18 protein-coding genes are annotated in these 13,158 nt (G+C 65.5%); 11 read left to right on the plus strand and 7 right to left on the minus strand.

The window, feature by feature from the left end; genetic code table 11:
• Positions 1 to 46: 46 nt before the first annotated feature.
• Positions 47 to 1,042, plus strand: a complete 996-nt coding sequence (locus ACK4SV_RS13280; protein WP_409918319.1) for a glutathione S-transferase family protein — start codon at positions 47 to 49, stop codon at positions 1,040 to 1,042.
• Positions 1,043 to 1,115: 73 nt separating this feature from the next.
• Here ACK4SV_RS13280 and ACK4SV_RS13285 read toward each other — a convergent pair whose 3' ends face one another.
• Entirely contained in the window at positions 1,116 to 1,598 is a 483-nt protein-coding gene (locus tag ACK4SV_RS13285; protein WP_409918320.1) for an Hsp20 family protein, read from the minus strand.
• A 168-nt stretch (positions 1,599 to 1,766) separates the two neighbouring features.
• Between ACK4SV_RS13285 and ACK4SV_RS13290 the strand changes: the two genes are divergently transcribed.
• The 7 genes from ACK4SV_RS13290 to ppa all read left to right on the plus strand — a co-directional run bounded on the left by ACK4SV_RS13290 (position 1,767) and on the right by ppa (position 6,498).
• Positions 1,767 to 2,666: a class I SAM-dependent methyltransferase gene (locus ACK4SV_RS13290; protein ID WP_409918321.1), complete on the plus strand. Its 900-nt coding sequence runs from the start codon at positions 1,767 to 1,769 to the stop codon at positions 2,664 to 2,666.
• A 148-nt stretch (positions 2,667 to 2,814) separates the two neighbouring features.
• Complete coding sequence (locus tag ACK4SV_RS13295; protein ID WP_409918322.1) at positions 2,815 to 3,423, plus strand: TIGR02466 family protein; 609 nt, start codon at positions 2,815 to 2,817, stop codon at positions 3,421 to 3,423.
• Between the two features lie 48 nt (positions 3,424 to 3,471).
• Positions 3,472 to 3,810 (plus strand): ArsR/SmtB family transcription factor, encoded by a 339-nt coding sequence (locus tag ACK4SV_RS13300; RefSeq protein WP_409918323.1) that lies wholly within the window; start codon positions 3,472 to 3,474, stop codon positions 3,808 to 3,810.
• Between the two features lie 24 nt (positions 3,811 to 3,834).
• Positions 3,835 to 4,338, plus strand: coding sequence for an ArsI/CadI family heavy metal resistance metalloenzyme (locus ACK4SV_RS13305; RefSeq protein WP_409918324.1), 504 nt, complete (start codon positions 3,835 to 3,837; stop codon positions 4,336 to 4,338).
• 7 nt (positions 4,339 to 4,345) lie between these two features.
• The gene (arsB, locus tag ACK4SV_RS13310) at positions 4,346 to 5,389 is read left to right on the plus strand and encodes an ACR3 family arsenite efflux transporter (protein ID WP_409918325.1); all 1,044 of its coding nucleotides are present in this window, start codon (positions 4,346 to 4,348) and stop codon (positions 5,387 to 5,389) included.
• Positions 5,386 to 5,805 carry an arsenate reductase (glutaredoxin) gene (arsC, locus tag ACK4SV_RS13315; protein ID WP_409918326.1) on the plus strand — a complete coding sequence of 140 codons (420 nt, stop codon included), beginning with the start codon at positions 5,386 to 5,388 and terminating at the stop codon, positions 5,803 to 5,805. The genes arsB and arsC overlap by 4 nt, the downstream gene beginning before the upstream one ends.
• Before the next feature lie 156 nt (positions 5,806 to 5,961).
• Positions 5,962 to 6,498 carry an inorganic diphosphatase gene (gene ppa / locus ACK4SV_RS13320; protein WP_409918327.1) on the plus strand — a complete coding sequence of 179 codons (537 nt, stop codon included), beginning with the start codon at positions 5,962 to 5,964 and terminating at the stop codon, positions 6,496 to 6,498.
• Positions 6,499 to 6,559: 61 nt separating this feature from the next.
• Here the strand turns inward: ppa and ACK4SV_RS13325 are convergent, their stop codons facing one another.
• Positions 6,560 to 7,183, minus strand: a complete 624-nt coding sequence (locus ACK4SV_RS13325) for a carbonic anhydrase (RefSeq protein ID WP_409918328.1) — start codon at positions 7,181 to 7,183, stop codon at positions 6,560 to 6,562.
• A 151-nt stretch (positions 7,184 to 7,334) separates the two neighbouring features.
• Between ACK4SV_RS13325 and ACK4SV_RS13330 the strand changes: the two genes are divergently transcribed.
• Positions 7,335 to 7,940 (plus strand): TetR/AcrR family transcriptional regulator, encoded by a 606-nt coding sequence (locus ACK4SV_RS13330; protein WP_409918329.1) that lies wholly within the window; start codon positions 7,335 to 7,337, stop codon positions 7,938 to 7,940.
• A gap of 3 nt (positions 7,941 to 7,943) precedes the next feature.
• On the opposite strand, the gene ACK4SV_RS13335 is transcribed toward ACK4SV_RS13330, so the two are convergent.
• Positions 7,944 to 8,486: a DUF1465 family protein gene (locus ACK4SV_RS13335; RefSeq protein WP_409918330.1), complete on the minus strand. Its 543-nt coding sequence runs from the start codon at positions 8,484 to 8,486 to the stop codon at positions 7,944 to 7,946.
• 65 nt (positions 8,487 to 8,551) lie between these two features.
• Positions 8,552 to 8,737, minus strand: a complete 186-nt coding sequence (locus ACK4SV_RS13340; protein ID WP_409918331.1) for a DUF1192 family protein — start codon at positions 8,735 to 8,737, stop codon at positions 8,552 to 8,554.
• Positions 8,738 to 8,826: 89 nt separating this feature from the next.
• Between ACK4SV_RS13340 and ACK4SV_RS13345 the strand changes: the two genes are divergently transcribed.
• Together ACK4SV_RS13345 and ACK4SV_RS13350 are read left to right on the plus strand one after the other, a co-directional pair.
• Positions 8,827 to 9,801 carry an NAD(P)H-quinone oxidoreductase gene (locus ACK4SV_RS13345; protein WP_409918332.1) on the plus strand — a complete coding sequence of 325 codons (975 nt, stop codon included), beginning with the start codon at positions 8,827 to 8,829 and terminating at the stop codon, positions 9,799 to 9,801.
• 137 nt (positions 9,802 to 9,938) lie between these two features.
• Positions 9,939 to 10,610, plus strand: a complete 672-nt coding sequence (locus ACK4SV_RS13350) for a DUF1013 domain-containing protein (protein ID WP_409918333.1) — start codon at positions 9,939 to 9,941, stop codon at positions 10,608 to 10,610.
• 16 nt (positions 10,611 to 10,626) lie between these two features.
• Here the strand turns inward: ACK4SV_RS13350 and ACK4SV_RS13355 are convergent, their stop codons facing one another.
• The 3 genes from ACK4SV_RS13355 to ACK4SV_RS13365 are packed head-to-tail and all read right to left on the minus strand — an operon-like array spanning position 10,627 to position 13,061.
• Positions 10,627 to 11,154: a Smr/MutS family protein gene (locus ACK4SV_RS13355; protein ID WP_409918334.1), complete on the minus strand. Its 528-nt coding sequence runs from the start codon at positions 11,152 to 11,154 to the stop codon at positions 10,627 to 10,629.
• Positions 11,155 to 11,162: 8 nt separating this feature from the next.
• Positions 11,163 to 12,386 carry a murein transglycosylase A gene (locus ACK4SV_RS13360; protein WP_409918335.1) on the minus strand — a complete coding sequence of 408 codons (1,224 nt, stop codon included), beginning with the start codon at positions 12,384 to 12,386 and terminating at the stop codon, positions 11,163 to 11,165.
• Between the two features lie 60 nt (positions 12,387 to 12,446).
• Positions 12,447 to 13,061, minus strand: a complete 615-nt coding sequence (locus ACK4SV_RS13365) for a Tim44/TimA family putative adaptor protein (protein ID WP_409918336.1) — start codon at positions 13,059 to 13,061, stop codon at positions 12,447 to 12,449.
• Positions 13,062 to 13,158 lie beyond the last annotated feature (97 nt).

The raw sequence follows: 13,158 nt of genomic DNA on the forward strand, positions 1-13,158 counted from the left end.
TGAACTGCCTAGAGAGGCCCCAGCTTACCGGAGACAGACGAGCACAATGACCGGATACCGGCTTTTCGGCGCAGAAACCTCGCCCTATTCCTTCAAGGTGCGCTCCGCCCTCAGGTTCAAGGGCGCAGAGTTCGAGTGGATCGAGCGCACGGCGGCAAACGAGGCCGAGTTCCGCGCGCTGGCGAAGACACCCACGGTGCCGCTGCTGATTGCACCGGACGGTGCGGCCAGCCAGGATTCGACCGAGATCCTCGCCGCGCTGGAAGCTGCGATCCCCGAACCGCCCGCCCAGCCGCACGATCCGGCGCTGGCAGCCATCTCGCTGATCCTTAAAGAATATGGGGATGAGTGGCTCAACAAGGCTATGTTCCAGCAGCGCTGGGGCCAGCGGCCCGACCGGGACGCGGCTGCCCTGCGCGTGCTGACCCAGCTCAATGGCGGCAAGCGGCCGCGCACCTACAAGGCCGCCGCCAATCAAATCGCTGCACGGATGGTGGCCCGCCTGCCGCTGGTCGGCGCAGAGGCCGAGAATGCGGCGACGCTGGAAACCTCGGCGCGCCGGTTTGCGTTGCGGCTGAATACGCACCTGAAGGACCATCTGTTCGTGTTCGGCGGTCATCCGTCTGCGGCGGATTTTGCGCTGGCGGCGCAATACCAGCAGATGCTGACCGATCCGACACCGGCGGCCTGGCTGAATGATCACGCCCCGTTTGTGGTCGCCTGGTGCGCGCATATGGAAGACCCCAAGGCATCGGGGCCCTATGCCGAGCTGAACGCGCTGCTGCCGACACTGACGGCGCTGTTCGACGGCGAAGTTTCCCGCACCTTCCTGCCCTGGGCACGGGCGAATACGGCGGCCACCCTGCGCGGCACCAAGCGTTTTTCCGTCACCCTTGATGACGGCCTGTTCGAGCAGGCAACGCAGGTCTATGCCGGGCGGTCCTTCCACAGCCTGCGCCGCAGGGTGGAGGAGGCGAAGGATTCGCCGGGCCTGACAGAGTTCCTTGCCAGGGCAGACGCCGCGCAATTCTTCGTGCGCTGAACGAAAAAGCCCCCGCAGCAAGGCTGCAGGGGCAGGTGATTCGGGAAGGTACAGGCAGGAACAGGCCTGCCGGTCAGGCGGCGTTGCTGCCAGCGGTTTTCTTGCCGATCAGCTTGGGGGACTTGGCGTCCTGCTGGCCGATCTCGATGCGCCGGGCTTTCTTCTCTTCCGGGATCTCGCGGATCAGGTCGATGCGCAGGATGCCGTGCTCAAGGCTCGCGCCGGTCACGATCACATGGTCTGCCAGCTGGAAGCGGCGGATGAAGCTGCGCTGCGCGATGCCGCGATGGAGGAAATTGCGGTCGCCCGCATCTTCGGCTTCGCCCCGGCGGCCGGCAACGGTGAGCAGGCCTTCCTTGGTCTCGATCTCGAGGTCGGCCTGGGTGAACCCGGCGACGGCGATCTCGATGGCGAAGGCGTTCTCGTCCACCTTCTCGATATTGTAGGGGGGATAGCCCTGAGTCCCGTCAAGGCGGGACGCCTGGTCGATCATGCCGGCGAGGCGGTCGAAGCCGACCATGGTGCGGTAGAGGGGGGTGAGGTCAATTGTGCTCATCGAACAGTCCTTTCGAAGCAACTGTGGATTGTGCGGAGACGTGCGAACCTCCAGCCCGGCCACCGGCGCTGGCGCATCCTCCGGTCTCGGCCCGCTTTGCGGCACCGTGACATGACCTATGTGGGTAGCGTAAGGGGTGTATCAAGTGCCCCCGGGATGGAGACGAACATGAAGACCTCATTTGTGATTTCTGCGGCCGTTTCGGCCTTGATACTGGCCGCCTGCAACTCCGCGAATGCGCCCGCACCGGCTGCACGCGAGGCTGCGGCTGCGGCAGCATCGGCTGAGCCGGCGGGCCTCAGCCTGCAGGACGTGATCGCGTCCGAGCACCGCACCGAGGCCGAAAAGGCCCGCGACGCATGGCGCAATCCGGCTGCGACGCTGGAGTTCTTCGGCGTGACGCCGGACCAGAAGGTCGTCGAGATTTGGCCGGGCGGCGGCTGGTATACCAACATCCTCGCGCACTGGATCGCGTCCGGCGGCGGCACGCTGGTGGCGGCCGGCTGGGACCCGGCCTCGACCGATGACCCGGAACGCCGCGCCCTGATCGAGCAGCGCCTGGCAGAGTTCAAGGAAACCTATGCCGATCCCCGCTTCGGCACGATGGAGTATTCCGCCTTCTCCGCCCAGTCCGGCCCGCTGACGGAGCCCGGCACGGCGGACGCGGTGCTTACCTTCCGAAATGTCCATAACTGGATGGCGGGCGGTTATACCGAGAAATTCTTCACCGACGCCTTCGAGGCCCTGAAGCCTGGCGGCGTGCTGGGCGTGGTGGAGCACCGCCTGCCCTCCACCCGGACGCAGGACCCGACCGCCTCGAGCGGCTATGTGCATGAGGACTTCGTGAAGAGCCTGGCCGCCGCGGCAGGCTTTGAATTCGTCGAAGCGAGCGAAATCAACGCAAACCCCGCCGACACCGCCGACCATCCCTGCGGCGTGTGGACCCTGCCGCCGAACAATCGCACGAACTGCGCGGCAGCTGCAGCGATCGAAGGCCTCGACCCGGAAAGCTTCAAGGCAATTGGAGAGTCTGACCGGATGACACTGAAATTCCGCAAGCCCGGCTGAGCCCCTTCCCTTTCAGCCAATCTGCCGAACAAGCCCGCCCGGACCCTTCCGCGGCGGGCTTTTTCTGCCCTCAACGCGCACGCACTCGGCTTGAACCCGGCCCGTTCTGCTCATAAGCCCGCCCGCAATACACTTGTGGAGCCCGCCCATGCGCCAGTTGTTTGCGACCCGGATCGAGGAACTGGCCATCGGCGACGCTGCGCTGCGCGAAGGCCTCGCGCGCTGTGCCTGGCTGATGGAAGAAGAGGACGAGGCGGGCAATGCCTGGTGCGATGCGGAAGGGTATCCGGGGTACACCTCCTATGCCTCGCTCGATGACCTGCCCGAACGCTTCCCCGAATTTGCGGAGCTGAAACGCCATCTCGACAAGGCCGCCGCCGCATTCGCCAAGGCCCAGCACTGGGACATGGAGGGCTTTGCGCTCTCGCTTGATGCCATCTGGGTCAACATCCTCGGCGAAGGCGGGCACCATTCCGGCCACATCCATCCCGGCAGCGTGATCTCCGGCACCTATTACGTCGCCGTGCCGGAAGGCGCCGGGCGGATCAAGTTCGAGGATCCGCGCCTCGCCATGATGATGGCCGCGCCGCAACTGGTGGAGAATGCCCCGGAGGCGGCGCGCCGGTTTGTCTATATCACGCCGCAGGAAGGCCACTGCCTCCTCTGGGAAAGCTGGCTGCGCCATGAAGTGATGCCATCGGCCAGTGAAGACGCGCGGATATCGGTGAGCTTCAATTATGGCCTCAAGCGGAAATAACTCCGCCTGCCCGCTTGACCGTTTCCATATTTCCACTATCTTGGAATTATGGAAACGAAGATTGCTCTCGCTAAGCTCTCTGCCCTTGCGCAGGAAAACCGCCTCGCCCTGTTCCGCCTGCTCGTGAAGGCGGGCCGTGAAGGACTGGCGGCCGGCGACATTGCCGCCGCGCTCGGTGTGCCGCCGAACACGCTTTCGGCGCAGCTCAATATCCTGTCGCAGGCCGGGCTGATCGCGGGTGCGCGGCAGGGGCGCTCCATCATCTATTCGGCGCAGTATGAGGCCATCAGCGGGCTGATCGTCTTCCTGATGGAAGACTGCTGCCAGGGGCGCAGCGAGATCTGCGCGCCCGTGCTGGAGGCGGCCCAGTCGAGCTGCTGCACCTGAATTCCGGGAACGAAAGGACCTCCCATGAAACGCCTGCATGTCCATATCGCGGTCGATGATCTTCAGCGGTCTGTCGATTTCTATTCGACGCTGTTTGCCGCCCGCCCCAGCGTGCTGAAGGACGATTATGCCAAATGGATGCTGGAGGACCCGCGTGTGAACCTGGCGATCAGCGCGCGGGGCGCCGCGCCGGGTGTCGAGCATCTCGGCATCCAGGCGGAGACGGGCGAGGAACTCGCCGAAGTGTATGCGCGCCTGAAAGAGGCCGATGCGCCGGTTCTGGAAGAAGGCGCCACCGTCTGCTGCTATGCGCAGTCGGAGAAAAGCTGGGTGAACGATCCGGCGGGCGTGCCGTGGGAAGTGTTCCACACCGTGGGCGAAAGCGCGGTCTATGGCGGCGGGCCGGAGGTTGAAGGCGAGCGCCTCGCCGCAACGCCGACAGGCATGGCGATTCCCGCTGCCGCCTGCTGCCCTGCCCCTGCCTCTGCCCCGAAGGCAGAGACGGCCACATCAGGCTGTTGCGGCTGATCGCACAATGGGGGTCTTCGAGAAGTATCTTTCCGTCTGGGTCGGTCTCTGCATCCTCGCAGGGATCGGCCTCGGCCTGCTTGTGCCCGGCGCGTTCGAGGCGCTGGCCGCGCTGGAATACGCCAATGTGAACCTTGCCGTGGCGGTGCTGATCTGGGCGATGGTCTGGCCGATGATGATCGGGGTGGATTTTTCCGCCATGCGCCGGGTGGGCGAGCGGCCGAAGGGCCTGATCATTACACTGACGGTCAACTGGCTGGTGAAGCCGTTCACGATGGCGCTGCTGGGTGTCGTGTTCTTCCGGCATGTCTTTGCCGGGCTGATCCCGCCGGAGGATGCGGAGGGCTATATCGCCGGGCTGATCCTTCTGGGTGCGGCGCCCTGCACGGCGATGGTGTTCGTCTGGTCGCAGCTGACGCGCGGCGACCCGAATTACACCCTTGTCCAGGTGAGCGTGAATGACGCGATCATGGTGTTCGCCTTTGCGCCCATCGTCGCGCTCCTGCTGGGCGTGACTGATATCTTCGTGCCCTGGGAGACGCTGATCCTCTCGGTGCTTCTTTATGTGGTGATCCCGCTGATTGCCGGCATGGCGATGCGCAGCTGGCTGGTCCGGCGGGGCGGCGAGGCAAAGGTAAGTGCCTTCACCACACGGATCAAACCGCTGTCGGTGATCGGCCTGCTCGCGACCGTCGTGCTGCTGTTCGGCTTCCAGAGCGAAACGATTATCGGATCACCGATGATCATTGCACTGATTGCCGTGCCGATCCTGATCCAGTCCTATGGCATGTTCGCCCTCGCCTACTGGGCGGCCTGGGCGTGGCGGGTGCCGCACAAGGTGGCGGCGCCCTGCGCGCTGATCGGCACTTCGAACTTTTTCGAACTGGCCGTCGCCGTGGCGATCAGCCTGTTTGGCCTCAATTCCGGGGCAGCGCTCGCCACAGTGGTCGGCGTGCTGGTGGAGGTGCCGGTGATGCTCTCCCTCGTCGCCTTTGCCAACCGCACACGGGGCGCCTTCCCGGCAGAAGAAGAACTGGAGGCTGAAGCATGATCGTCATCCATCACAATCCGGACTGCGGCACCTCGCGCAATGTGCTGGCCATCATCGAGGCGAGCGGCGCCGCGCCGGTGGTGATCGAATATCTGAGAGAGGGCTGGACCCGGCCCCAGCTGCTCGGCCTGTTCGCCGCCGCCGGGCTCACGCCCCGCGCCGCCCTGCGCGAGACGAAATCTCCCGCCAAGGAGCTGGGCCTCCTGGAACCCGGCATCAGCGATGAGGTGATCCTTGCCGCAATGCTGCAGCATCCCTTGCTGGTGAACCGCCCCATCGTGTGCAGCCCGAAGGGCGTGCGCCTCTGCCGCCCGAGCGAGCTTGTCCTGGACCTTCTGGACCAGATGCCGCCCGGGCCGCTTTACAAGGAAGACGGCGAGTTGATCCTCGATGCAGAGGGGCGCCGGGTGGGTTAATGGCCCCGCGCGCTGCTTCGGCAGGTTCGGCGGCTGGCCCTTAACTTGCAGGCCCATTCAGAGAATCCGCGCGCCGGCGTGCCCTTGACCTTCTGCGCCGGTCAGTTCATCGGAGCGCGGAATTGCTGCCCTCCCACAGCGAAGGAATTGCGCTTTATGGACCTTTCGAAAATTCCCGCCGGCGTGAACCCGCCTGACGACATCAACGTGCTGATCGAAGTGCCCCTCGGCGGCGATGCGATCAAGTATGAGATCGACAAGGCCTCCGGTGCCATGTTCGTCGACCGGTTCCTCTACACCGAGATGCGCTATCCCTGTAATTACGGGTTCGTGCCGCACACGCTCAGCCTCGATGGCGACCCGGTGGATGTGATGGTGGTGGGCAACCGCCCGCTGGTGCCGGGCTCTGTCCTGCGCGCGCGCCCGGTCGGCGTGCTGCTGATGACGGACGACAAGGGTCCGGACGAAAAAATCCTCGCCGTGCCGCATTCGAAGCTTACCTCATATTACGACAAGATCGCGACCTATCACGACCTGCCGCAGATCCTGTGCGACAAGATCCAGCACTTTTTCGAACACTATAAAGACCTCGAAAAAGGCAAATGGACCCGAATTGATGGCTGGCAGGGCATCGAAAAGGCGCGCGAACTGATCCGCGACGCCGTCGCCCGCGAGGCCAAGGGCGGGAAGTAAGGTTCCGGTTCCAAGAACCCCGCTCCCGAGGGAGAGGGGGGGAAGCCGGGAAGCTGGCCGCTTAAGGCGCCACCACCTCGAACCGCCCTGTGCGGCCGTTGCGCCAGTGCAGCTCGCCATGCTTGATCGCGAACCAGGCGCCGTGGAGCGCCAGCGTGCCGGCCTCGACCTTTTCGCGCACGAAGGGGAAGCTCATCAAGTTGGTGATCGAGGTTTCGATCCCTTCCAGCTCCAGCGCGTATTGCGGATTGACCGGCTGGCTCGCCAGCACACGCTCGCGCGCCTCGTCCAGCAGGCGCACCCAGGGGGTTACGAACTCGCCAATCAGCGGGCTGTCATTCTTGGTCAGCGAAGCGGCCACGCCGCCGCAGCCGCCATGCCCCATGACGACGATGATCCGCACCTTGAGGATGTTCACCGCATATTCGACGGCGGCTGACACACCATGCAGCCCGCCATTCGGCTGGTAGGGCGGCACGAGGTTCGCCACATTGCGCACCACGAACATCTGCCCCGGCGCCGCATCGAAGATGTCCGAGGGATCGGCCCGGCTGTCCGCGCAGCCGATCAGCATGATGTCCGGGTCCTGCCCTTCCCCCAGCTGGCGGTAGAGTTCAGCCTGTTCGGCATACACGCCGCTGCGAAAGCGCCGGTAGCCGGCGATCATGTCGTCAACCGATTTCATGCAATCTGCCCCGTTCAGACTTTGGGCGGATCGGCCAGATTCCGGCTCCGCGCAAGCGAATTTGAAACTTTTCCGCCCTTAAACGGTACGGGCCGTCTCGCATAGGGGTGAATTTCACGCTATCGAGGCCCGGCGCGATGGAGAAATTCGCATGACATCCCCGGCCGAGACACCCGGCACCTCCCCGTCCCGCAAGGGGCCCACCCGCAGCGAAGTGTCGAAAACCGCTATCCTCGAGGCGACCCGAACCGAAATGGCCGAGAATGGCTGGCGCGGCTTCAGCGTCGATTCCGTGGCCAAGCGGGCCAGCGCCTCGAAGCAGACCATTTATCGCTGGTGGCCTTCCATCGGGGCGATGTGTGTCGATGCCGCCCTCGCGCTCATCCCGGATGCCCCGGATGGCGGGCGCGACCCGCAGGAGCGGATCACCGCGCTGATCATTCCGCTGGAAGCGACCGCCCGCACCGGCCACGGCCATGCCGTGCTGCGCGTCGCCCTGCTCGCCGCCGCCGATGACAAGGAAGCCGGAGAGGCCTGGCGCGCCTGGGTCGGCCGGGACATCCGCCAGCCGATGCGCATGTTGCTGGCGGAACTGGCGGCGAAGCGCGTCATCCGGCGCGACTTTGAGCTGGACGATGTGATGGAACAGCTGCTCGGGCCGATTTTCCACCGGCTGACAATTTCCCGCGCGCCCGTGAAAGAAGGCTTCTGCGCCGAGCAGGCGACCGCCTTCCTGCGCACATATGCGGCGTTCTGAACCCTATTTCGCGCGCCGCCAGACCATCAGCGGATCAAAGGCGCCGGTCTCGGCGGCTTTCTGCAGCGCTGCCATCTGTTCGGAGACGGGATTGGCTGCGGACGACTGGCCTGGCTGGTAGAGGGCTTCATCCAGCCGGCAGACTTGTTCGAACAGCGCTTCGGATTTCGTGACGAGATCGAGGAAGCGCGCCGGCAGGCCGGATGCCTCAACCGAGCCTGTATCGAGCGCCGGCGTATCGCGGCGGATCCGGTACTTGCGCGCGGCGGCGTCCTCGCGCCGCATCTCGCCGTCGCGCACAGCCTTCTGCATGACCAGCCAGGAGGCGGCCTGCATCAGGCGCGTCGTCAGTTCCATGCTCCAGGCGGCATAGGTCAGGCCCGGCTCGCGCCCGAGGGCTTTCGACTGGTCACGGCCCGGCCCATCCAGATAGGCAGCGGTTTCCTCGACCAGCGCCATGCCCCGGCTGAACACCGTGTCGAACAGTTTTCCGCCGGTGAACGGTTCGAGCGCCGTTTGCGGGGGCACCAGGTCTCGCTCAGCCATCACACTTCTCCACGACCGTTTCCGGCTTCTCATGCAAGGATAGCGCCGAAGGCCTTGCTCCGCTCTTAACCACCGCCGCCGAACAGCGCATCAGCGGCGCGTTTCTGCGCTTTCTTTTTTTCAATTTCGGCTTCGCACGCGGCTATTTCAGCCCGAAGCGCGGAAATTCGCAGCTCGAGCTCATCCACCGACATCTGGTCCAGCCCTTGTGCCTTGCGGACAAGGACAGGCTCTTCATCATTGAGCGCCATGTGTCTTCTCCCTCTGCTCTGTTTCACCAAAGCAGAAAGCCGGTCTAGAAGCGAGCCTTGGGATTCGATCAGAACTGGAGATTGCTGCCATGACCGGGATGATGACTGCTGCGCACGGCGAACCAGGCCAGAAGCTGGCCCTGATGGACCTGCCCCGCCCCGTTCCGGGACAGGGCGAGATCCTGATCGAAGTGGCGGCGGCAGGGCTCAACCGCGCTGACCTTGCCCAGCGCGCAGGCCGGTATCCGCCGCCAGCCGGCGCCTCGCCAATCCTCGGCCTCGAAGTCTCCGGCACCGTGATCGAGACCGGCCCCGGCGCGAGCCGTTTCAAGCCCGGCGACCGGGTGTGCGCCCTGCTCGCGGGCGGGGGCTATGCCAGCCATGCCGCCGTTGATGAAGGCTCCGCCCTGCCCGTGCCGGAGGGGATGGATCTCGTCACCGCCGCCTGTTTCCCCGAGGCGATGATGACCGTCTGGGCGAATGTATTCGACCGGGCTGGTCTCAAGCCCGGCGAGGCCTTCCTCTGCCATGGCGCAACCAGCGGCATCGGCGTGATGGCGTTGCAGATGGCACGTGTGGCCGGGGCATCGCATGTCTTCGGCACCGCTGGCTCGGCAGACAAATGCGCCCTTGCCCGCGATCTTGGCGCAGACCTTGCCATCAATTACCGCGAGGAGGATTTCGAGGCCGCCGTCAAAGCCGCCGGCGGCGCCGACGTCATCCTCGACATGGTCGGCGGCGACTATGTGCAGAAGAATATCGGCGCGGCCAAGGTGGATGGCCGGATCATCAACATCGCCTACCAGTCCGGCATGAGCGTGACGGTGAATTTCGGCCTTGTGCTGATGAAACGCCTCTCGCTGATGGCGACCACCCTGCGCGCGCGTCCCGCTCCGGAGAAGAGCCGTATCCGGGCGGCGGTGGAGCTGGATTTCTGGCCGCATGTCGCCAGCGGCCGTATTCGCGCCGTGCTCGACAGCACCTATCCCCTCGCCGAGGCCGAAGCTGCTCTCGCCCGGATGGAGGAAGGCGGCCATTCGGGGAAGATTCTCCTTACGGTGTAGGGCGCTTCCCAATCCGGCGCGTTTGGCCTATATGAAGGCCCAAGGTTCACAGGATGCCTGAAACCCCAGCCCGCCCGGCACCCGCGTGCCGGGCGGCTGCATTTCTGGCACCCGCCAACAAAACACCGGAGGCAATCATGGCCGAAATTCTCATGCCGCGCGCAACCGCCGTCTGGCTGCTCGACAACACGACGCTCACCTTCAACCAGATCGCCAAGTTCTGCGGCCTGCACCATCTCGAAGTGAAAGGCATCGCGGACGGCGATGTCGCCGAGAACATGCGCGGCGTCGACCCGATTGCCGGCGGCATCCTCTCGCGCGAGGAAATCGCGAAAGGCGAGGAAAACCCGGACCATGAGCTGCAGGTCGAAGCCTCGCGCATCGCCCATATCCCGCAGCCGAAGCGCAAGGGCAGCCGCTATACCCCGGTCATCCGCCGCCAGGACAAGCCGGACGCCGTCGCCTGGTTCATCCGCAACCACCCGGAAGTGTCCGACGCGCAGATCATCAAGCTGATCGGCACGACCAAGACGACGATCAACAATGTCCGCGACAAGAGCCACTGGAACTCGCAGAACATCCGCCCGGTCGATCCGGTGACGCTCGGCCTCTGCAGCCAGATCGAACTCGACGAAGTGATCGCCAAGGCCGCCGACCGCCGCCGCAAGATGGACGCCGAGAAAGCCGCCCGCTCCGAAGGCCCGGGCCTTGCCCCGGCCAGCGACGAGCCGGTCGCCGAGACGCCGGAGCCGGAAGACGTGATGCGCAAGGACATTTCCGCCGCCGACGTGTTCCGCGATTTCGACTGAGCCTGAGCAGAACGTTTCAGCTGACTGAAAGTTGCCGCAGGAAAAGGTAGAACGCACCTGCGCCGCCATGGCGCGGGTGCGCTTCGGCATAGCCTGACACGATCCGGCGGGCAGCGGGCGTCTCAAGCCACAAAAGGAAGTTGCGTCGCAGCACCCCTTCCCCGCCCCGGCCCTTGCCGGTGATGACCAGCACGCAGCGCGCCCCGACTGCCTGCTGGCGCTCCAGGAACAGAGGCAAAGCCGCCGCGGCGGTCGCTTGTGTGTGCCCATGCAGATCGAACGAGCCGGCGATCTCCAGCTTGCCGCGACGCACTTTCTTCTCGCTGCCCCGGTTCGCGGGAGGGGCCGGCGGCTTCGGAGGCTTTGGCGTCTCGGGCGGCAGAGTGCTGCCCTTCGCTGGTGGTGCCGGCGGATCGGCGGGGCCTTCGCCAAGTGCCTCTGCGAGCGCCGCGAGATCCGCCGCCTTCCGGCCGATCGGCTTCACGGTCGAGGCAACCTTCGCCCAGGCGCGCGCCTCTTCGTCGCTCAGCTTGCGGCTGGCCACCCGCCCGCTCAGCCTTCGCCCGGCGGGCCGGTAACCGCCGCGACGGGCCGGCTGCGATAAAGACGGTTGGCCACCGCGCGCGGCAGAAGCACCCAGAGGCGGCCCGGCGCATTCATCGTGCCCGCGCGGTTGCCCGCATCATCCCCGGTACCGAAGTAGATATCGCCGCGCACCGGGCCCTTGATCGCCCCGCCGGTATCCTGCGCAATCATCAGCCCCGACCAGCGCCCGCCAAGCCCCGGCGCCGTCGTCTCGACAAACATCGGCACGCCGAGCGCATGGAAGGCCGGGTCCACCGCCATCGAGCCCAGCGCAGTCAGCGGCACATTATGCGCTCCGACCGGCCCGAGCGTGGGGTCGCCCTCGGGCAGCGCCTGGAAGAACACAAAGCGCGGATTGATGTTCATCGCCTGGCGCACTTCGGCCAGCGATGAGCGGTCCATCCACGCGCGGATGCCTTGCATCGAGCCTTCGCCCCGCGTGATGCGGCCTGTTTCGATCAGCCAGTTGGCGACTGAACGAAACGGCTGGCCATTATGCGCGGCATAGCCCGCCCGCATCGTCGTCCCGTCCGGGAAGATCAGCCGGCCGGAGCCCTGGATCTGCAGGAAGAACACATCCGAGGGGTGCGCCCAGGCAATCGCGCTGCCGCCCCTCTCGGTGATCTCTGCGCGGGGCGGATAGGGGCGTGTGGTCCCGTTCGGCAGGCGCTGCAGCGGCGCGTTGCCATTGGCCACAAAATCAGGCGGCAGCGCCATCACGGGTTCGGTGAAGCCCGGCTCCGGCGCGCGGCGCGCCTGATAGGTCGGCTCGAAATAGCCGGTGAAGCGCGGGCGGCCTTCATTGTCGATGATCTCCACCGGCACGAACAGCGACTCAATCACCCGCCGGGCTGAGGCATCATCCAGCGGCCCGCTCAGCGAGGCGCAGGCCGGCGCCCAATCTTCGGCCGTCCCGGCCCAGGGCGCGCTTTGCGACAGCGGCGCATCCCAGGCCCGCCGGGTGAAGCGGTCGCACGTCCGCCGGAAAGCCTCCAGCGCGGGCGCGAGCCGCGCGCTGTGCCAGCCCGGCAGGTCGTGATAGGTCGCAGGGGTGGAGGCCGGCGGCGGATGGATCAGCCCCGGCACGGGCGGCGGGGCAGTCCCGTGCGGCGGCGCGACGGGCGGCGGCGTACTCTGGCACGCAGCCGCAATCAGCAAACTGGCAGTGGCAATCAGACGGGTCAGGCGCATGGCCCCTGTTATGCCGCCAGTCCGGTTAAAATGTCATATGAACATTCTTGCGGCGCTGCCTCAGGAGGCGACATCCACATCATCAAGCAGCCAGTTCGGATCGCCCGTGCTGACATCGCGCTTGAAGGTCCAGATCTCGCGGGCAATGCGCGTCGTCTCACCATCGCCGAGTTCGGCCTCATACCGCACGGAAATGCGGGCAATTTCGCCGTCGAGTTCTGCCCGGTCGATTTCGGTCTTCTTGATGCGCAAGAGTTCGAAGGGCTGCACGCCTTCCGTTTCCCGCTGAGTGATGGATGCGTCCCATGCCTCGAATACATCATCGTCGAGCAGCGGGCGCAGCGCGGTGCGATCACCGCGCGCATAGGCCGCGACGATCATCTGGTAGGCAGCCTTGGCGCCGCGCATGAAATCCTCGGTCCGGAAAGACAGGTCGGCATTGTAGATGTCTTCCAGCCCGCCCGCGGCCGGCCCGGTGAAGACAGGGCGCTCATTGTCCACGCGGCGCGGCGCCGGCGCAGCCGGTTCGCTGCCTGCCGTACGCTGCTCAGCCGTGGGCGCAGGCCGGTGCATTGGCCCTTCATCGCCGCCCCGGCCCAGCGCCATATACAGGCGCCAGAGCACGAACAGCGCAACAGCTGCCAGGATCAGGACTTCAATCACCGGATTCGACATGGTTCAGGCGTGATCCTTCGTCATCAATCTTCCTTCGCACACATAGGGCCGCCTTGCAGGGCTTGCCACCCCATGCGTTGCGCGGCGCCGGGCCGCA

The organism is Hyphomonas sp., assembly GCF_046313735.1.
Lineage (GTDB): Bacteria > Pseudomonadota > Alphaproteobacteria > Caulobacterales > Hyphomonadaceae > Hyphomonas.